Below are 19,893 nucleotides of genomic sequence, written 5' to 3' on the forward strand. Positions count from 1 at the left end.
TGAACCAATAAAAAGCCCCGAACAAATCGAGGCTTAGGATTACGTCATTGTTATCAAGAACGAATACTCAAAACGAGTCGCTCCTTAATCGGACTTATTGTGCGGGGTGAACCTGAGGGAAGCTCATGGTTGGGTGTTTTTCTACGATACTTTTGTAACCATACACATCTTCTATCATCGAAGGTTTCAGTGCATCCCAAGGCTTGCCATCACACACCAAATTGCCATCTTTCAATACCACCAATCGATCGGAATACTGCGCGGCTAAGTTGAGATCATGCAAAACCACGATAACCGCGGCATTGTGGTTATCGGCTAATTCTCTCGCAATCTTTAAGGTGTTGTGCTGGTGGGCAAGATCCAGTGCAGAGGTTGGTTCATCAAGCATCAAAATACATTGGTCACCAGAGTGGTGAAGCTGAGTTAATACTCGAGCCAAGTGCACTCGCTGCTTTTCACCGCCTGATAGTGAAGGGTAAAGCCTTTCACTCAGGTGAGTCACATCAGCAACATCCATTTTTTGGCTAGCAATGCTAGTTAGTTTTTTGTTGGATTCTTGCAGAGGAATCCCACCAAGCTCGACAACTTCATGTGCCAAGAATGGGAAGGTCAAGGTGCTGTGTTGAGGAAGCATAGCAAGGTGCTTCGCTAACTTGTGAGAAGGCCACTTGTCTTTGCTGTGTCCAAAGTATTGAATATCGCCGTTGCTTGATATCTCTTGGCATAAAGCTTTAAGCAGCGTGCTTTTACCTGCGCCATTTGGCCCAAGCAGTGTGGTTACCTTTCCCGCTTCAATCTCAATAGAAACGCCATCTAATATCACTTTACTGCCGAACTTCACTTCGATATCGGTCGCTTTTAAAGCTGAAGGAAACATTAAAGGATTCTCCCTTTCTGTTGAAATAGTAGATATAAGAAGAATGGGGCGCCGATAATCGCAGTGACAATACCAACAGGAAGTTCAGCCGGAGCAAGTACCACACGTGAGAACATGTCTGCGGCGGTTAGCAGCAGTGCGCCTAGTACCGCTGATAGTGGCAACAGAACTCGGTGGTCAGGGCCTGCCAACATGCGACCTAAATGTGGGATAACCAATCCAATAAAACCAATCATGCCAGACAGGCTAACTGTGATACCAACGCCCGCAGCCGTCAGTAGAATCAGCTTTCGTTTCAGCTTTTGTACTGGGATGCCAAGGTGTTGTGCTTCTGACTCGCCTAGTAGCAAAGCATTCAATGACATTGCTTGTCGGTAGAAAACAACAAACAAGCCAACGAGCGTGACAGCTGCCAGCAAAATCCCTGACCACTTAGCGCCCGCCAATGAACCCATCGACCACAATGAAAGATCGCGCAGCATTTGGTCATCAGCAATGAAATTCAAGAAGCCAATACCAGCGCCAGAGAGCGCACTGATCGCCACACCCGCCAACAACATGATGGTGACAGAGGTGCCGAATTTACCTGTACCCAGCTTATACACCAGCAGCGTGGTTAAAGCGCCGCCAAGAAAAGCGAACACAGGAACCGCAGCAAAGTTCATGAAAGCAGGGTATCGAAGCGATAGCTCAGAGAACAAAACGATAGCCAGTGCAGCACCTAATGCTGCGCCCGCAGACACACCTATGATGCCAGGTTCTGCAAGTGGGTTTCGAAACAAACCCTGCATCACTGCACCACACAAGGCGAGGATCGCACCAATCAGCATGCACAAGATGGTTCTAGGTAAGCGGATCTCTTGAATCACTAAGTTGATGTGAGGTGCTAAGTCATTGTTTGGTTTAATTAAGCTCGCTGCGCTGTCAGCTAAGCTAATGTTCATTGGCCCAACAGTGATCGAGTACAGCGCGACAAAAGCTAGGGTTGCACCTAGAGCTAACATCGACGTTTTCAGTGGGACGGAGCGTAACAACATAAAGGGCCTCAATATCTATCGCTAACTTCGACCTCCTTCAACAACAGCGTGAGTCAGTTGGTGAGGGAAGCGAATTAGCGATAGCAGAAATAGGGTGGTTGAGTTATAGCGGGTAGATAAGTGCGTTTAGACGCTTTGCTTCAGAGAGGCTTTCTAGGCCAAGCCCGCCAACCAAAGCACTGCCATTTACGGTAATGATTTGCTTGTTCATACCTGCAGGCGTTGCCGCTAACATAGGTAGCGATTTCAGGATGGCATCAGCACCGCCCATTTTTTGGTAGCTACGACCACTGACTAAAATCACATCTGGCTGCATTTCTACCAGTGATTCCATCGACAGTGGCTTGTAAGACGTTAAGCTCTGAGCGGCAGGGTTGATACCGCCAGCTAACTCGATGATTGCGTTTGGTGATGTTTCACCGCCAGCAACGTTGGCAGGGCGACCTTCATGCAGCAACAGGAATAGAACTTTCTTCGCTTCGTTGCTTGGTACTTGGTTCGCTTTCAGTGCTGCGATCTTTTGATTCACATCGGTTTTCACTTGCTGCGAGTGGTCTTCGGTATGGGTGATCTTTGCGATTTGGTCGATACGCTTTAATAGCCCTTCCACGTTTGCTTCAGTGTTAACAATCTCTACATCGACGCCTGCCGATTTTAATTGAGAGATAGCGTTGTCTGGTCCCATTTCATCCGAGCCAATCAATGTGGTTGGCTCTAGGGCGAGTAGACCTTCAGCAGACAGGTTTCGGTGATAACCAATCTTTGGCAGGTTTTCTCCTTGAGGGAAGTGGCTGGTCACATCAATCGCGACTAACTGCTCTTCGGCACCTAATGCCAAAACCAATTCAGTAACGGCACTACCGGCACTGATGATTCGAGGTTGTTCAGCGTCGTTTGCCATTGCGGGTGTGCTAAGTGCCAGGCTCATAGCGGCAACTGAAAGGAGATGTGTCTTGGTCTTTAATTTATTGAGCACGTTTAAGTTGTTCATAATAAGTTCTTTATATTTTCTTTTTGTATCGCGAAGATACTCAGTGAGCAGTCCGTTCGCATTGTGAGTTCGAATCGATAGAGAGGCTTAGTTCTGTCTATTTGGTCTTAGCTATCAGGAGCCAAATTTTATAAACGCTAGGCCTCATAAAAATTGAGTGTTGTTCTAGCCATCGTCCGTGAGCAGTTGAGTCGCTGGTATTCCGTTCTCTTGAAGGAATGAAAGCAACTTCACTAGGTTTTCAACATTGGCGGCTTTATCCGCGCCAATGATGATCGGTTTTTTATCCGTTGAGCCTGTCTCTTCTAACAAGGCAATCTTGAAGTTTTCCCAGTTGATATACTCTTGGCCGTTAATCGCCCAGTAGGGGGCATGGTCTAGGATGTTGACGCTAATCGAGTCTTTGTGGACTTCAGAAACGTTTTTAACATCCGAGCTTGGTAGCTCAACTTCTAGCGATTCCAGCTTTACCGATGCCGTAAGCAGTAGAAAAACCATCACGATAAAAATGATGTCGAGCAGCGGTGTTAAGTCTGGCGCTAGGCTCTGTGTGTGAGATGAGTGGGGCGTTTTAATCATGCTTGACTCACATCACCGATAGAGGTTTTGTTGATAGGCTTACCTTGAGTATCATCAGACTGATTGGTTTGAATCGACATGCCTTCTAGCCACACATTCACATAGTTCAATGTATGCTCCAATTGAGCCAGCACTCGATCGGCCCATAGCCCTAGTAGCTGAGCACCAGAAATAGCAGGAAGCGCAATCATCAAACCTGCTGCTGTGGTTCGCATTGCTAATCCAAGACCGTCTGCCAAATCATTAGGCGTGATGCTGCCTGTTGTCGCGGCAACGCCTTTAAACATCTCAATAAGACCAAGTACCGTACCAAGCAAGCCGATGAGTGGGCTGATCACGCCGATCAAACCAAGCAGTCTTAAACCTGCATGAAGCTGGTGGCGTTTTTCTTGTAGCCAGATCCCAGCGGCATCTTCACGTAACCCTTTTGAGAAAGAGTGGTGAGCAAGCAACATTGACACGCCCTTGTACAGTAGCGGGCGTTTACCTGAAATCGACTGAGCAAGCGCTTCAATCTCTTTACTGTTGGTTGGTGAAATTTGGTTAAGCTCACGACGAATAGCACGTTTGCCCACACCAATGCTGAGCATGACTTGGAAGACACGTTCAGCGATGATCATTGCTGTTAATGCTGAGCAGATAAGAAGAGGCCAAGTCATTAAGCCAAGTTGATCTTGTAAGTAACTGATTTGTTGCATGATTAATCCAACCTAAAACGAACAGGTATTTGTACTCGGTGAGTAATCGCTCGACCATTGACAGTGTGAGGTGAGAATTTCCATTGTTTAATGGCATCTAATGCGGCGTTATCGAGCATTAGCGCGCCTGATGAATTTACTAATGCTTGTTTAATTTGTTTGCCTTCAGCGTCTAGCCAGATCTCATAAGTCGCGACACCTTCAACGCCACGACGTCTTGCTTGGCGAGGGTAATTCGGTGGGGTAGGACGCGCAGAGAACGAAGGCTTAGTGACTAAAACCGGCTCTTGGTTTGATACGCCTTGGTTTACTTCCTGAGACTGGTTGGCAGATTCGTCCATATTCTTATCGACTTTCTTGTCGGCCAGTTTCTCTGGTTGAGTGGCTGGCTCTGGGCGTTCTTTCTTCACCACCTTTTTCTCAGTCACTGGTTTCTTTTGAACAGGCTTTTTCTCGACAACCTTCTTTTCAATCACTTTTTTCTCAACTTTCTTTGGTTGAGGTTTATTGGTGATCGCTTTTTTCTTTGGGGTTGGCTTAGTTTGCTTTGGCTCAACCGTTTTTGGTTCGGCTTGTGAGACGGTTTCTTTTATTGGCTCAGGTTTAACTGGCTCTGTGATTGTTTTTTGTTGAGCTTGTGAAGGAACGCTCTTAGGAGTGAAGTTGATCGATACCGTGTTCGATTGGCTACCTGCAGGCATCGCAAATACTTTGGATTCTTGAGCGACAAACAACAACGCGGCATGAATCACTAACGATGCACCGCCTGCAATAACATATCTAGGAACGTTCACAATCAATCCTTTACCAAATCAAAATTCTGTATCGGATTATTGCTTAGAATCTAAATAAGATCAATTATCAATTGCATTATCATTTGCGTGTATTTATGATTCTCTCAGTTTTTAGCGAATAGTCTTCCAGACTTTGCTATGTAAGTGTTTAGAGAGATTATATGAGTCTTAATATTTATAAATTTGACGAATCAATCTTGGGCGTTTCTAGCCCTGATCCGCTTCGTTTTGCGTTTGCGAAAAAGCATTCTGCACACGCCGGAGGAAGTTCAATTCCGGTCGACCCCAGTAAGAAGTTAGAACTCTTTGACGAACTGATGCTGAGTGAAGGGAAAAAACAGGATACGCGTTGCTTGTATATCCACATTCCTTTCTGTCGTGTGCGTTGTACGTTCTGCAATTTCTTCCAAAATGCCGCAAGCCGTAAATTAGTGGATGAGTATTTCGATGCACTGATGGTCGAGCTAAAGCAGAAAGCCAAAACACCTTGGGCTCAGTCTGGACTATTTCACGCCGTCTATATTGGTGGCGGAACTCCCACCGATTTGTCGTCTCAACAAGTTGAGCAGCTGGGTAAAGCGATTCGTCAATATTTCCCACTAGCAAACGATGTTGAGATGACATTGGAAGGGCGCATCAATCGATTTGGTGACGAGATGTTTGATCGTGCGCTTGAAGGTGGCTTCAATCGTTTCTCGTTCGGTATTCAAAGTTTCAATACTCAGGTTCGACGTAGTGCTAAGCGCCTAGATGACCGAGAGGTTGTGCTAGAACGTATCAGTTCACTAAGCCGCACCGAGCAAGCGCCAATCGTTCTTGATCTGTTATACGGATTACCACACCAATCTATGGAAGTGTTCCAACAAGATTTAGAAGACTACATGTCTACTGGCGCGCACGGCATTGACCTCTACCAACTGATTGTTGCGGGCAATGCACCTATGCTTAATCTTGTTGAGAAAGGAAAAATCCCACCGCCTGCGAATACGCCAGATAAGGCGAGCATGTATTTGGCGGGTGTGGAGTTCATGGCAAAAAATAAGGTCAAGCAACTGAGCGTAAACCACTGGACTCGTGATAACCGCGAACGCAGCATTTACAACAGCTTAGCGAAAACTTATGCCGAAGTTCTACCCATTGGTTGTGGCGCTGGTGGCAACATCGGCGGTCATGGTGTGATGCAGCATCGAACTTTAGACAGCTACATGGAGTCTATAAAGCAAGGTCAATTACCTATTGCCATGATGACTAAGCAAAGCTCATTAGAGCCTATCTTCTCAACATTAAAGGCAGGTTTCGATTCTGGTGTTGTTAGAAGAAGTACGCTACCGAGATTTATGGGGCAAGATACGTTCGACTACCTCAAGCCTTTGTTCGCGCATTGGGAAAAGAACGGTTTAGTTGAGCTTTCGGAAGATTATCTGAGCCTGACTATTGCTGGCAGCTTTTGGGCGGTAAGCCTAGCGCAGAGTGTGATTCAAGTGCTTAACGCTGAATACCAAGCTATGCACCCAGCGCCTAAAGCGTCAGGTTCGGGCGTACACCCGCATGCAAGTTTGAAGCACGCTTAATATCGAATTTTTAGTTTATAACTTACTCGTTTATACGGAACATATTCAATGACAGATACAACATTAGAAATGACAGAAACTCTAGAACAACGCGTAGCTCTAATTTTAGAAGAAGAGCCAAAACTACTGCCAACAGCAATTGCTGAGAAGCTAGGTGTTTCAGAGGTTGAAGTGGTTGCTGCTTTTCCAAACGACATGGCGGTAATGCTAGATGGCAGCCGTGCTCAAGAGATTCTAGAAGGTTTAGTGGGTTGGGGCCCTGTGACCACTATCGTGCATTCATTTGGTTCTATCTTTGAAGTTAAAGCGCCATTCCCGAAAGGTAAGGTAGCGCGTGGTTACTACAACCTAATGGGCAAAGAGGGCGAGCTTCATGGTCACCTTAAACTTGATAACGTTAAACATATCGGTTTGGTGAGCAAGGCGTTCATGGGTCGTGAAAGTCATTACTTCGGCTTCTTCAGTGAAACCGGTGAGAACATTTTTAAGATTTACCTAGGCCGCAACGAAAAGCGTGAGCTTATTGCCGACCAAGTAGAACGCTTCAAAGCGCTAAAAGAACAAGCTTAAGTTCAATTTACAGTAAATAATCAGCAGCAATCTTACATAGGGTTGCCAACTGGCTTAAACAAGACATCAATGCTCGAGGATCGTTTAGTTCGCTAATGATCGCTCAACCTTGGGCAAAAATAATAAATCAGAGAAAGTGAAGAAAGGAATTACCCATGGAACAGCAAGTAAAACAAGAACGTCTACAAGGTCGCCTAGGTCCAGAAATTAAAGAGTTTCGCCAAGAGCGCCGTACCCTTCAACTTGCAACGGTTGATGAAGAAGGTCGCCCGAACGTAAGTTACGCACCTTTCGTTCAGAACCAAGAAGGTTACTTTGTTCTAATTTCTGATATTGCTCGTCATGCTCGTAACTTGAAAGCGAACCCTCAGGTATCTTTGATGATGATTGAAGACGAAGAGAGCTCGAAGCAGCTTTACGCACGTAAGCGTTTAACGTTTGATGCTCAAGCAAGTGTTGTGGAGCGTGAAACGGAACTTTGGACTCAAGTGATTGGCCAGATGCAAGAGCGTTTTGGTGAAATCATTGATGGTTTGAGCCAACTTCAAGACTTCTCTCTGTTTAACCTTAAAGCTGAGAACGGCCTGTTCGTTAAAGGCTTTGGTCAAGCATACCAAGTGTCAGGCGACGATCTGGTGGACTTCGTTCACCTACAAGAAGGCCACAAAAAAGTATCTAACGAGTAATCTCGTTTAACCGATTTCTTTAGGAGCCCTCCAATGTGAGGGCTTTTTTATGTCTAAATCAAAGAGTTTGGTATATTGGCGTTTGATGACTATTTATATGTAAGGATCGGTACGTGAAACCAGTAAGTCGAGATTGGGACGAGTTCTGTTACCCGTTTATTTATGAAGACAGTCCTATCTGTGATTTTGAGATTTTGTCGGATGAACTTTGTTGCCGAGTTGGATTGGTGTTGTCTTTAGAGCTAGAGCCTCAGGTTCGTGAGATCCTGCAACGCTTGCAGCCAAACATCTACCATTTGAATGGCTCTGTGCGCGGTAAGCTTGCCATCACCGAGTCTGAATTGGTCGAGCTCAAGCAAGATTATCATCGTATCCGTGAGCAGTTAGAAGGGGGGTTTAAAGGCTTTGTCTTACCCGGTGGACACCGAGTGTCTAGTGAACTTCACTTGTGTCGTTGTCAGGCTAAGAAAGTTGTGCGAGCTTTGGTGAGTATTGAACATCATGAAAGCAAAAAGTCGCCAGACCCGATTCTTTTTAAATACGCCAACCTAGTCGCGAACACTCTCTATGCATTGGCCTCTTTTACCAATCATGTGAATGAAGTCGAGGAAGTGGAATTTGTGAGTAAGAGCTACTCTATGCCGAAAAAGTCTATGCCAGAAAACAAAGACTAACGGTTAGCTCTATTCTTATTAAGATTTGAAGAAAGAAGAGACTAAGAAGCTAAACCATTGAGCACTATGCCAGGTTTAGCTTCTATAACAGAGCCTAAGCAGCCGTAGAGGCGCCGTTTAAGACTTTTGCGCCGCGTAGCATAGCTTCGATTAATTCACCCGCGTTGAACTTCTCAAGCGCTTCATGCGCCCCCACCTGATTAGCACGGTCGACACAGATCTCACTGGACAGTGAGGTATGCAAAATACAGTAAGCGTGACTTAAAGCGCTGTCGTTTTGCACTTCAAATGCAAGCTCATAACCATCTAATCCCGGCATCTCGATATCACTCACCAGAAGATCAATGGCATTGCCAGCGCTGGCTTGGCGTCGCATTAGGTCGATGGCATCTAAGCCGTTGTTACATATGCTGTAAGGGATGTTGATGCTGTCTAAGGCATCAGATAACTGTTTACGTGCAATCAAAGAGTCATCCACTAATAAGATGTTCAATGCTTTGAGGCGTTCCCTTTCTACATCGGTCAGCATCGGGATATGAGCATTCTCATAAGCTGGGTAGATCTTAGAAAGCAGCAGTTCCACATCGAGCATTTGCACAATACGGTCTTCAAAACGTGTAATACCCGTTACAAACACATTGCGACCCACACTGGTGGGTGGAGATTCAATGCTCTTCCAGTCGCATTCAATGATTTTATCAATTGAACGAACCAAGAACGCCACAACTGTTCTCAAACAGTCAGTAACGATGAGTACACAATCTTGGTATTCAGCGGGTGTTATCGGACGGAAGCCAATCGCAGCGGACATATCAATCACAGGAACTGTAAGGTCGCGGATAGTCACTGTACCAATCACGTGATGATGGGAGTAGGGGATCTGAGTCATCGGCTGAAAAGGGACGATTTCTCTGACCTTAAGCGTGCCAATCGCAAAACTTTGAGTGAGGGACAACTTGAACATCAACATTCCCTGTGACTGACTCGCTTTACTGATCGGTTTGGCCATAAGTGGCTCCTACTTAATACGCGCTTAATTTATAAGGATTAATTTAAAGGGAAATGGAAGCCGCAGCAAGTCGCGATGCGGTTTTTAATGGCCTTTAAGGCAGTTGTTTTCGGTTATAGAGTGAAGAATAGCGGTTCTTGGGTTAAAATCACGCTAAACGCTGGCTGTCGATGAATTTATGTCGATAAGCCGTTAGCGGCAAACAGATTTACAACAGTCAGTTCATTCGCGATGTTCTAAGTAATCGTCGTAAGTAAACTGGCAGCAACAAACTGAGAATTATCATGGCAAGAACAGCAGCAGCGCTTCATATTTTGGTGAAGCATAAAGAACTAGCAGAAGACATCATGACGCAGCTTAAAAAGGGCGCTAAATTTCAAACGCTAGCGAAGAAACATTCAACCTGTCCATCTGGTAAAAAGGGCGGCGACCTAGGTGAGTTCAAAAAAGGTCAAATGGTGCCTCAGTTTGATAAGGTTTGTTTCTCTGGCGAGACGCTTGTACCACACCTTGTGAAAACAAAATTTGGCTGGCACGTCGTGAAGGTTCTTTACAGAACTTAGTTATAAATATGTGTTAGATTGAATAAAAGGAGCGTATATACGCTCCTTTTTTGTGACTTTTGTGCGCGTTTTAAAGCACTACGGTTGAGTGTTCATCCCAGACGTTATGCGATAATTGGTGCTACGCCCTCAACCATCCACCGTGAGTAATTGGTAGGAGGAGGAGGGTTTTTAATGAGTAACTCATATAATAAATGCCATTCTTGAGGAAATTTATTGCAGCTTTGCCTTTTAGCCTTTGCCTTTTCTAAAAAGCTGTAAACGAGTTTGGTAGGAGAACAACATGGAGAGTTCAGCTATGTTAAGCAAACCAGCGACAGATGTCATATTGCATGCCTTTGACTGGTGCTACGCTGACGTAATGAAGAACGCCCCACTGATCCAAGAGTTGGGTTATAAATCTGTTTTAGTATCACCGGCGATGAAATCGCTGCGCGGCCCTAAAGGTTGCGATCGAAATTCTGGTACTCAATGGTGGCAACGCTATCAGCCCCAAGACTATCGTGTGATCGATAATCAGTTGGGTGACACACAAGATTTTAAAGCGATGGTCGACACGTTAAAGCGACATGGGCTTCGTACTTATGTGGATGTGGTGTTTAACCACATGGCCAACGAATCGGGCATCCGCGGTGATCTAACGTATCCCAATCAGCAAGACATGGCGTCTTATCAAAAAGATGCTGACTATTATGAATCCATACGTTTGTTTGGTGACCTTTCTGAGCCTCTTTTTGATGAGAACGACTTCGTGGAAGCGTTTGGTATCAAGAACTGGAAAGACACGTGGGAAGTGCAAAACGGGCGTATTACCGGTGGCGCCAGCGATCCTGGCCTGCCAACGCTACTCGATAACGATAATGTGGTGGCACAACAAAGAGCCTACCTAAAAGCACTGAAAGAGATTGGTGTGAAAGGATTTCGCATTGATGCGGCAAAGCATATGACACTGGCACACCTACGCAAGGTGTGGACGGATGACATCTGCGAAGAAATGCACATCTTCGGTGAGATCATTACCGATGGCGGCGCGACAGAAGAAGAGTATGAGCTGTTCCTTGAGCCTTATCTTAAACACACTCGCTTAGGCGCTTACGATTTCCCGTTGTTCAACACCATCTTCAAAGCATTTGAAGAGCAGGGCAGCTTTAAGTCTTTGATTAACCCATACTGTTTTGGTCAGGCTCTGTCGAATATGCGAGCGATCACGTTTGCGGTCACTCATGATATTCCCAATAACGAGGTGTTTTTGGAGCATGTGATGGATGAAGTGGATGAGCGATTGGCTCATGCTTTCATTCTTGGTCGAGACGGCGGTGTGCCGCTTGTTTACAGTGAACTGAGCACCAGCGGTATTCTGGACAAGAGCGGTCAGCCTCGTTGGCTTAACGACTGGCAAGCGCCTTACATGAAAAGCATGATTCAATTCCATAACCATGTTCATGGCGAAGCGATGCGTGTGGTTGAAGCGAATGATGATTTGTTGGTGTTTGTCCGTGGCGATAAAGGCATTGTGGTGATCAACAAGTCGAAGCGAAGCAAAACAGCCTCATTAAATTGGACTGGTGCGGTAACCGATTTACTGTCGGATGATGTGTTTGAATGTGTTGGTAAGGATTTAACCATCAAGGTGGAATCGAACCAATGTATGATGTTAACGACGAATGAATTGAAGCCTGTCACGAGTTAACTTGGATAGACTAGAAAGAGAAGCCCCGCTTACTGGCAATCAGTAATCGGGGCTTTTTATTTTAAGCTATTGCTCGGTAACTAAACCAAATGGCGACTCAGCCAAACGGCAACTGAGCCAAACCTTGGTTAAACCGTAAACTTATTCAATAGCTCGTCTTGTTGGCGAACATTGTCAGTTTGCTGCTGCATTGCGGTATTCGCTTCTTGGGCCGCTGTTGATACTTGTGTTGAAAGGTCTTTGATCTTAACAGTGTTGTTATTGATCTCTTCCGCTACTAAGCTCTGCTCTTCTGCCGCTGAAGCAATCTGGATGTTCATATCTGAGATGCGTTGAATCGCGTCACGGATACGGTCAAGTGAAGAGTTCGCTTGCTGAGCGCGTTCAACGGCGTCAGTGGCTGTGTCTTTACTTTGGTTCATCGCGTTCGATACTGAGCTTGCACCCGCTTGGAGCTGCTCGATCATGTTGCGGATTTCCGTAGTTGATTCTTGAGTACGTTGTGCCAGAGTACGAACTTCATCGGCAACGACTGCGAAACCACGGCCTGATTCACCAGCACGCGCCGCTTCAATAGCCGCATTCAATGCCAGTAGATTGGTTTGGTCTGCAATATCGTTGATTACTTTTAGAATTGTTTCGATGTTGGCTGTTGCTGATTCAAGTACTTGTACTTCGGCAACCGCTTGGTCGATACGTGCTGAAAGGTTATCAATCGCTTGAGTGGTGTCACTTACGACAGATGTGCCGTCTAGCGTTGCTTCGTCTGCTTCACGGGCTGCCGCTGCTGCGCCTTGAGCATTGTTTGCAACTTCAGTTGCAGTAACCGCCATCTCGTTCATTGCAGTCGCTAACTGTTCAAGCTCTTCCAGTTGGGTATTCATCGCTTTCGCTGATTCGCCTGCACCTTTAACCGTGATTTCAGTACCACGCTTAATTTCAACACCAATCGCTTTCGATTGAATGATCTGATTTTGCAGGTTTTCAGTAAAGGTGTTGAAACCTTTCGCTAGGTCAGAGAACTCTTGGTCTGTGTTGGTATCTAGGCGCTTAGTTAAATCACCTTGACCGCTCGCCACATCTTGAATGGCTTGGTTAAGCGCATCCAGTGGACGCATTAACACACGAATCAGAACAGTCAGTGCAATGATGCTGAGAATAACTGCAATCAACGAGTAGATCATTGAGCTGTTCTTCAATTCTTCAACGGTTTGGAACGCGATCTCTTCATCGAGGATTGCACCTATATACCAATCTTCACTAGGGATGTGGGTGAAATTAACTAGGAACATTTTGCCGTCGACTTCAATTTCTTGAGAGCCTTCACGAATAGTCGCTTGTGGCATGTAGCTTGATAGCGTTTCACCGTTGTTTTTCGCATTTGGGTGAGCAATCGTGGTGCCGTCGGCTGTTACTAGGAACAGGTAACCCGCATCAAACAAGTTCACTTGGTTGACCAAGGTAGCAAGGTTCGTCAATTCTAGGTCGTAGAACATACCCGCAGTAAAGCGGCCGTTGTCTTTAACTGGAGTACCTACTGATATGATGACTTTCTTACTTGATGCATCCACATAAGGAGCGGTAACAACTAAACTGTTTTTGGATTTAGCATCAATGTACCAAGGACGAATTCGTGGGTCGTAGTCTGGACCGGCATCCCAACCATCATCATTTTCAATAACGAAACCGTTTGCTTCATAACCAAAACCAACCGCTAGGAAGCTGTTTTTAAGCTTTGGCTTTTCTAAGATTTCTTTAACGTAAGCGCGATCTTCAGGGTTGATCTCGATGACTTCAGTCGTCGATTGAGCCAACGCTTTCTTGGCGTTCATCTCCGATACGACGGTATTTTTCACGCCCGAGACCATCTCTTTCAGGCTCGCATTGACGTGGTTTTCTACTGCACTTCTTACAGTGTAAAGTTGTTGTATTGAAAGCAATGATACTGTCACTAGCAGCAAGGCTGATGATGCAGCAACCACCTTATGGCTAAATTTCATTGAGTTTTCCCCTTCTCACAGGCTTTGCGAAGACTAAAGTTAATCGTGTTTTTGTAATTATATATATCGACTAGATTGGATTTTACTTGAATGTAATTTCACAAAATAGACTACAAAAATACAACAACCTAAACAATGCAAAATTCACTAAAGCGCATATTTGTTGCTTTTAGTATTTGGTTCAATGAGTTGGGGAATGGGGCTAGACGGAGTTTAAGGAGGAATTAAGAATGTATTAATTTGATAGTTATGCGTTCAGTTTTCTATTAAAAAGAGGCGGGGTGAACAAACGATATGAAATCAAATGACATGCAGAGCTTATAAATTAATTGAACTCCAAATAATACTGTGTATATATTTTCGCAAATAAAAAGCCCCACAAAAGTGAGGCTTTATAAACTGAATCTTTATTGAGTTACATAAGTAGTATCTAATTTAGAATATTAGATGCGCTACACCAGCGATAACTGGAAGCGTAATTAACGTACGTAGAATAAAGATAATAAACAGTTCTAAGATGTTCACTGGAATCTTACTGCCTAGAAGTAGAGCGCCCACCTCAGACATGTAGATCAGCTGAGTTACCGACATTGCTGCAATAACAAAGCGAGTCATCTCGTTGTCGATAGAAGCCGCAAGGATTGCTGGAATAAACATATCCGCAAAACCAACAACAATCGTTTCAGATGCTGCAACCGCTTCAGGAACACCAAGTAGCTCTAGGAATGGAATGAAAGGCTGACCTAGGATTGAGAACACAGACGTGTATTCCGCAATAACCAGTGCCATTGTACCTAAACCCATAACAACAGGCAGTACGCCAAATACCATATCTACGGCGTTACGAACGCCTTCGCCAAATACAGATTTAGCCGACTTTACTTGAGATGCTTTATTTACCGCTAGCTCAAGACCCCAAGAGAACGTTGAGTGACCTGCTGGGATCGCGTCAGCGTCTTTGTGCGGCTTGCTGCCATCAATGAAAGTATCTTTCTTCATGCTTAGTGGTGGAAGGCGAGGGATGATCACCGCTGCCACAATACCCGCTAAACAGATTGCTGCGTAGAAAGGTAGGAACAGGTGCTCTAGTTCTACCTGAGCAATAACCACAAGACTGAATGTGATAGATACTGCTGAGAAAGTCGTACCAACAACCGCAGCTTCACGCTGAGTGTAGAATTTCTTCTCGTACTGTTTGCTTGTAAGCAGGATACCAACACTGCCGTCACCCAACCAAGAAGCCATACAGTCAATAGCACTGCGGCCTGGTAGGTTGAAGATTGGACGCATGATTTTACTTAGTAGCGTGCCAAACAGCTCTAGTAGACCAAAGTTAAGTAGAAGCGGAAGTAGCAAACCAGCAAAGATGAATACTGAGAACAGTGTCGGAAGCAGGCCTTCTAGAACCAGACCACCAGTATTTTCTTCCCAAATAACCTCAGGGCCAACTTGGAAGAAAGCCATAACGGCTGCAGCACCACCAATTAAACGAACCAGCAACCACAGTGGAGATGGGTTGAAAAGGCCGTTTAAAAATGAATTTGATGTAATGAATGTAGGCTTAAAAATGGTGCTTAAAACTGAAGCTACAGACATGAAAGCAACGATCGCAGTGATGATAGGGACTAGATATTCACCGAAAACCGCTTGAATTGATTTGGCTAAGATAGCTACAGGGATGGTTAGATCACCTTGATAGCTGATTGGCGCCATGAAAAGGAATAAACCAATCAATGATGGGATTAAGAAAACCCAGAAACTGCCTTTAGATTTCTCTGTTTGAGCAGTATTCTTGTTGTTAGACATGTTATTGTTCTCGAATTTCTACACGTAAAAAAGCCACATCCTTGGCATTTTTATTCACTAAACGTCCGTATTTTCTCATTGGGTGCAAGATTACCCAGTATTAATATCGCTTGCAATACTATTCATCAAATATCGCTAAATATTCATACTGGTTATTCTGCAACGTATTAAGAGTTTAGAGTAAAGTGTTGCGGATGTTACGTAGTTTGAGGTTATATTGCCAGATATTTATAAATTGACTGGGGTTTCAGTTCGATAGGTCAAGTATAACCAGTAGCTAAACGCAATAATGAAAGCAAAAGAGGCAGGGAAAGCCAATGCCAAGATTTCGAAGCGTTGGAACAGACAAGCGCCAATTAAGCCGCCAAACAGGAAGCCAACCACAATGAAAATTAGCAGTTTGGCTTTACGGCGGTCAAAAGGCATCCCCTTTAAGCGAGCGCCAATCATGATCCCAAGATCGGTAATGATCCCGCTCATGTGTGTTGTTCGAATGATTGCCCCGCTGTAAGTGGTGATCATCGCGTTCTGCAAACCACACGCGGCTGAAGCGAAATACTGACCTGAAGTATAGCCTTGCAACAGTGTCCACAGCGCCAAAAACAGCAATCCACCCTCAATACATAGTGCAACACCGTAACGGCGTCCTAACTTCAACGCTTGGTTTTCAATAAAGAACCCGCTGAACGCCGCACCTAACATGAAGCTCATGATCACCAATAGGAGGTGAACAGAAGCCGAGGTCGGTGTAAGCAGGCTACTGCCTAGCAAAGACATGGTGCCGGAGATATGGGAGATAGCTTGATGTTGGAAGCCAAGTAAGCCGATAGCATTAACACTGCCAGCAAGACCAGCTAACAAAAGGGCGCCGTATTCAACCCAGCGAGGTAACTTAGAAATCATGTGGTTCACCCTGGGTTAAATAGAGGAGCAAGATTATAACGCTAGACAAAAGATACGCTAGCGCTGTGAAGCGGTGATATTTGATCTTAGGCAACAGTATTGCAGTTTGTTTTAATACTGTTGCTATATAAAGATAACGGTCAATAACGAGATAAAGATAACGCTCAATGACGAACTAGTTGTAATGGCTCATTTGGTGGTCGAACTTAACCCAACCGTGTTTGCGTTCTTCATAAACCGAAAAGCTCGGCAGTGGGAAGTCTTGCTCTTTAAATAATCCGAGCGGGACGATATAAAAATCAGCGGCGGCAACCGACTGCAAAAGCATGGTGGTGCCACACTTGGGACAAAACTGATAGGTGACTTCATTACCCGTATCGCTGATGCGTGAAAAAGAGGTCACTTCACCGCTGAGTGTAACTTGTTCTATTGGGAACCGAGCCTGAATGCCGAACACACTTCCGGTGCGTTTCTGACACTCATAGCAATGGCAGACAGATGTACGTTGAGGTTCACCTCGGCATACTAGGTTGACTGCTCCACAGCGGCATTCGCAACTTCTGATATTTCTATCTTTAATATGATTGATATCCATCCATGCTCCACTTCTGGTTAACCCTGTATTGATAATTATACTAAAGCCCTTTATGGTCTGCACAACTGGATGAAAACAAAAGAATATAATTGCCCATGAAAAAGAAAATCTTACCTATCCCTCTGATTCTACTGATTCCAATTGTCATGCTGGTTGTGGTGATAGTAGCGGGTATTTATCGCTTTAGCTTAAGTGATGAAGAGATCTTGGCGAAGTTTCCTTCTTCTCAAGTGAGTTATGACCCGGTCGTAGAAACCGTTTTTGATTTGAAGACGACCAATCCATGGACAATTAAAGTTCCTGAGACTAACGCCTACGCTTTTATCAATGAAGTTGATGAGCCTAGAGCCATCGCGTTTGGACGCTATGACTCAGGTGTTGAGCGCGGTGTGGTAACGGTAGACACCAACAACCTTTCAGCCGTCACGTTGGGCAAGGCGAGTTTCTTTGTCGCACCTATGTGGGTATCTAACCAAGGCAGTGGCGTGTTCTATTATCTTGGCTTGTTTAAACATGACCAGCAGCGAAGCCGTGTCGTGCTAGTCGACCAGCTTTTTCTAGGCGATAGAGTGCAAATTCAGACTTTAGAGGTCGCTCAGCAGCAAGATTTACAATCCGATAGCAAACAAACAGGGGAAGGTTTTATCGGCTTTACTCAGCATTCTGCGGAACAATCATTTGCAGAATCCCCTTCTGAAAAGGTGTTAATGAGCTTTTCTTTTGATACGCAATCAATTGGTAAGCAATAACGTTTTCGTTAATGCAAGGATCTGTTGTTTATGTGAGCTAAATTACATATTATCTTAATTAGATGAATGAAATTTAGACACTCCTTATGCTTGGTGTCTGCCTATTTTTACAAATGGAGCTTGCGAATGATTAATAAACGTTTTTTTAAGACGAAAGATGAAGTTGAAGTGACCTTCGAGCTAGAAGCTCAGGAAGCGAACTCTGTATCCATCGTTGCTGACTTTCTTGATTGGAAAGCCACCCCAATGAAAAAACTGGCCAAAGGGAAGGTTTACAAGTTTAAAACTCGTCTACCTAAAGATGGCGAGTTTCAATTCCGCTACCTAGTTGATGACCAACAATGGGTGAACGATGCGAATGCTGACCGTTACATCCCAAATGAGTTTGGTGAAGACAACTGCTTAGTGTCGACGGTTAACGCATAGTCTTTGTCTTAAAATCAGCGACTAATTCGCTTCGTTTATTAATTATTCGAAACGGGATAACGTCAACCAATAGAAAGCAGAAACTAGCCGTTTCTGCTTTTTTATTTTTAAATTTAGCGGTTAATTTTATTTCTTATCTAGTGGCTCTTCATCTACGGCAACTCAATGACTTAGGCTAAGTTGGGAAGATTCACATCATATTATGACAATGCATTGATGATTTATGCGTTTGAAAAGCATATCCTATGCCTTTATATCGTAGAAAGACCTGTTTACCGTGTATTCAAAAATATTTCCCTCTCCGTTTGCTGAGCTTTCACCTGTAAAAAAAGTAGCTATTTTGGGACTGCCACTTATTGCTGCGATTGGTGTTGCTTTGCAATCGTCACAATCGGATCTGACGAAAACGATCGATCTTGATTTGCCCGACTCAACCGTTATTGAGTCAATTCTGTCACCATCTTCTGTTACCGTTATTGAGCCGCCGACATTTGAGTATCAAATTCAAACGGGCGATAATTTGAGTAGCATCTTCACTCAGCTTGGATTTTCTTACAAATCGATGATGAGCGTGATGGAAACCGATTTAAACTTCCTTGCGTTAGACACGCTTCGCCCAGGTAACACATTGCGTTTTTGGCGTGATGAAGCGACGGGCGACCTTTCCAAAATGGAACTTCAATTTAGTGTTGCAGATAAAGTGGTTTACCGACTGCTTGAAGATGGTACATACGAGTTTGAAGATATCTCTATTCCGGGCGAGTGGAAGCAAAAACCTTTAGTGGGTGATATTCAAGGCAGCTTCTCTATGTCGGCGAACAAGGTTGGCCTGAGCAGTCTTGAGATTGACCATATTGTGACTCTTCTTAAAGATAAGCTGAACTTTAGCCGAGACCTACGTGCTGGCGATCAGTTTGAAGTGCTTCAAAAAGCGCAATATGTTGATGGTGTTGCAACCGGAAAACGTGAAATTGAAGCAATTAAGATCATGAATCGTAACCGCGTTGTGTCAGCATACTTACACACTGACGGACAATATTACGATGCTAATGGCGATAGCTTACAACGTGCTTTCCAACGTTACCCAGTGAGCAGTAGCTGGCGCCAAAGTTCTCAGTTTAACCCTAAGCGCTTACACCCTGTGACTGGCCGCATTTCACCGCACAACGGTACAGATTTCGCGACGCCAGTTGGTACGCCGGTTCAAGCAACGGGTGATGGCAAAGTGATTATGACGCGTAAGCACCCATATGCGGGTAACTACGTGGTCATTCAGCACGGCAGCACTTACAAAACGCGCTACTTGCACTTAAGCAAGATCCTTGTTCGTAAAGGACAAACGGTATCTCGTGGTCAACGTATTGGCCTATCGGGTAAAACGGGTCGAGTGACAGGTGCTCACTTGCACTATGAACTGATCGAACGTGGTCGCCCTGTTGATGCGATGAAAGCGAATATCCCAATGGCCGATTCTGTGCCTAAAAAGGAAAAAGCGACATTCACAGCCGCGAGAGATGAAGCCGACAAGCTATTGAAGGCAGCGTTAGAAACGCGCAATCTAGCAATGGTTAATAATGCTAGTAAGTAGCTAGCCATTAAACTGTTTTATAGCCGCAAGAGCATCACAAAGCACAGTCAGTGTTAAGTGATGCTCTTGCGGCTTTTTAGTTCTCAA

At 44.7% G+C, this 19,893-nt stretch carries 20 protein-coding genes; 9 read left to right on the forward strand and 11 right to left on the reverse strand.

Going from position 1 to position 19,893, the window contains the following annotated elements; translation table 11 throughout:
* Positions 1-94: 94 nt before the first annotated feature.
* The 6 genes from AB4558_RS19925 to AB4558_RS19950 all read right to left on the reverse strand — a co-directional run bounded on the left by AB4558_RS19925 (position 95) and on the right by AB4558_RS19950 (position 4,976).
* Positions 95-877 carry a heme ABC transporter ATP-binding protein gene (locus AB4558_RS19925; protein WP_050620596.1) on the reverse strand — a complete coding sequence of 261 codons (783 nt, stop codon included), beginning with the start codon at positions 875-877 and terminating at the stop codon, positions 95-97.
* Entirely contained in the window at positions 877-1,914 is a 1,038-nt protein-coding gene (locus AB4558_RS19930) for a FecCD family ABC transporter permease (protein ID WP_372159039.1), read from the reverse strand. The genes AB4558_RS19925 and AB4558_RS19930 overlap by 1 nt, the downstream gene beginning before the upstream one ends.
* A gap of 103 nt (positions 1,915-2,017) precedes the next feature.
* The gene (locus AB4558_RS19935) at positions 2,018-2,905 is read right to left on the reverse strand and encodes a hemin ABC transporter substrate-binding protein (protein WP_372159040.1); all 888 of its coding nucleotides are present in this window, start codon (positions 2,903-2,905) and stop codon (positions 2,018-2,020) included.
* 165 nt (positions 2,906-3,070) lie between these two features.
* Positions 3,071-3,484 (reverse strand): biopolymer transporter ExbD, encoded by a 414-nt coding sequence (locus tag AB4558_RS19940; RefSeq protein ID WP_017064314.1) that lies wholly within the window; start codon positions 3,482-3,484, stop codon positions 3,071-3,073.
* Positions 3,481-4,182 (reverse strand): MotA/TolQ/ExbB proton channel family protein, encoded by a 702-nt coding sequence (locus AB4558_RS19945; RefSeq protein WP_017064315.1) that lies wholly within the window; start codon positions 4,180-4,182, stop codon positions 3,481-3,483. The genes AB4558_RS19940 and AB4558_RS19945 overlap by 4 nt, the downstream gene beginning before the upstream one ends.
* 2 nt (positions 4,183-4,184) lie before the next feature.
* Complete coding sequence (locus AB4558_RS19950; RefSeq protein WP_372159041.1) at positions 4,185-4,976, reverse strand: energy transducer TonB; 792 nt, start codon at positions 4,974-4,976, stop codon at positions 4,185-4,187.
* A 161-nt stretch (positions 4,977-5,137) separates the two neighbouring features.
* On the opposite strand from AB4558_RS19950, the gene hutW reads away from it, so the two are divergent.
* The 4 genes from hutW (at position 5,138) to AB4558_RS19970 (ending at position 8,477) form a co-directional block, all read left to right on the forward strand.
* Positions 5,138-6,547, forward strand: coding sequence for a heme anaerobic degradation radical SAM methyltransferase ChuW/HutW (gene hutW, locus AB4558_RS19955; protein ID WP_017062753.1), 1,410 nt, complete (start codon positions 5,138-5,140; stop codon positions 6,545-6,547).
* A gap of 48 nt (positions 6,548-6,595) precedes the next feature.
* Positions 6,596-7,117 (forward strand): heme utilization cystosolic carrier protein HutX, encoded by a 522-nt coding sequence (gene hutX, locus AB4558_RS19960; RefSeq protein WP_016784265.1) that lies wholly within the window; start codon positions 6,596-6,598, stop codon positions 7,115-7,117.
* A gap of 155 nt (positions 7,118-7,272) precedes the next feature.
* Positions 7,273-7,803 carry a heme utilization protein HutZ gene (hutZ, locus tag AB4558_RS19965; RefSeq protein ID WP_004731858.1) on the forward strand — a complete coding sequence of 177 codons (531 nt, stop codon included), beginning with the start codon at positions 7,273-7,275 and terminating at the stop codon, positions 7,801-7,803.
* A gap of 113 nt (positions 7,804-7,916) precedes the next feature.
* Complete coding sequence (locus AB4558_RS19970; RefSeq protein ID WP_048610703.1) at positions 7,917-8,477, forward strand: ATP--cob(I)alamin adenosyltransferase; 561 nt, start codon at positions 7,917-7,919, stop codon at positions 8,475-8,477.
* A gap of 94 nt (positions 8,478-8,571) precedes the next feature.
* Here the strand turns inward: AB4558_RS19970 and AB4558_RS19975 are convergent, their stop codons facing one another.
* Positions 8,572-9,486, reverse strand: a complete 915-nt coding sequence (locus AB4558_RS19975) for a chemotaxis protein (RefSeq protein ID WP_017062751.1) — start codon at positions 9,484-9,486, stop codon at positions 8,572-8,574.
* 281 nt (positions 9,487-9,767) lie between these two features.
* Between AB4558_RS19975 and ppiC the strand changes: the two genes are divergently transcribed.
* On the forward strand, positions 9,768-10,049 hold the full coding sequence (gene ppiC / locus AB4558_RS19980) for a peptidylprolyl isomerase PpiC (protein WP_258185064.1): 282 nt from the start codon (positions 9,768-9,770) through the stop codon (positions 10,047-10,049).
* A gap of 283 nt (positions 10,050-10,332) precedes the next feature.
* Positions 10,333-11,739 (forward strand): alpha-amylase family glycosyl hydrolase, encoded by a 1,407-nt coding sequence (locus AB4558_RS19985; protein ID WP_017062749.1) that lies wholly within the window; start codon positions 10,333-10,335, stop codon positions 11,737-11,739.
* 128 nt (positions 11,740-11,867) lie between these two features.
* Here the strand turns inward: AB4558_RS19985 and AB4558_RS19990 are convergent, their stop codons facing one another.
* From AB4558_RS19990 to AB4558_RS20005, 4 genes are all read right to left on the reverse strand, one after another.
* A complete protein-coding gene (locus AB4558_RS19990; protein WP_017062748.1) occupies positions 11,868-13,739 on the reverse strand; it encodes a methyl-accepting chemotaxis protein in 1,872 nt (623 codons plus the stop codon).
* A 435-nt stretch (positions 13,740-14,174) separates the two neighbouring features.
* Entirely contained in the window at positions 14,175-15,545 is a 1,371-nt protein-coding gene (locus AB4558_RS19995; protein WP_017067418.1) for a YjiH family protein, read from the reverse strand.
* A gap of 228 nt (positions 15,546-15,773) precedes the next feature.
* Positions 15,774-16,448, reverse strand: a complete 675-nt coding sequence (locus AB4558_RS20000) for a YoaK family protein (protein WP_017062746.1) — start codon at positions 16,446-16,448, stop codon at positions 15,774-15,776.
* A gap of 175 nt (positions 16,449-16,623) precedes the next feature.
* Positions 16,624-17,106, reverse strand: a complete 483-nt coding sequence (locus AB4558_RS20005; protein ID WP_170791798.1) for a GFA family protein — start codon at positions 17,104-17,106, stop codon at positions 16,624-16,626.
* 32 nt (positions 17,107-17,138) lie between these two features.
* Between AB4558_RS20005 and AB4558_RS20010 the strand changes: the two genes are divergently transcribed.
* From AB4558_RS20010 to AB4558_RS20020, 3 genes are all read left to right on the forward strand, one after another.
* On the forward strand, positions 17,139-17,792 hold the full coding sequence (locus tag AB4558_RS20010) for a hypothetical protein (protein ID WP_102453744.1): 654 nt from the start codon (positions 17,139-17,141) through the stop codon (positions 17,790-17,792).
* A 126-nt stretch (positions 17,793-17,918) separates the two neighbouring features.
* A complete protein-coding gene (locus tag AB4558_RS20015; RefSeq protein WP_009845720.1) occupies positions 17,919-18,218 on the forward strand; it encodes an isoamylase early set domain-containing protein in 300 nt (99 codons plus the stop codon).
* Between the two features lie 277 nt (positions 18,219-18,495).
* On the forward strand, positions 18,496-19,806 hold the full coding sequence (locus AB4558_RS20020; protein WP_102321345.1) for a peptidoglycan DD-metalloendopeptidase family protein: 1,311 nt from the start codon (positions 18,496-18,498) through the stop codon (positions 19,804-19,806).
* The last annotated feature ends 87 nt before the right edge of the window (positions 19,807-19,893 follow it).

Source organism: Vibrio sp. 10N.222.51.C5, assembly GCF_041474575.1.
In the GTDB taxonomy this organism is placed as follows: domain Bacteria; phylum Pseudomonadota; class Gammaproteobacteria; order Enterobacterales; family Vibrionaceae; genus Vibrio; species Vibrio crassostreae_C.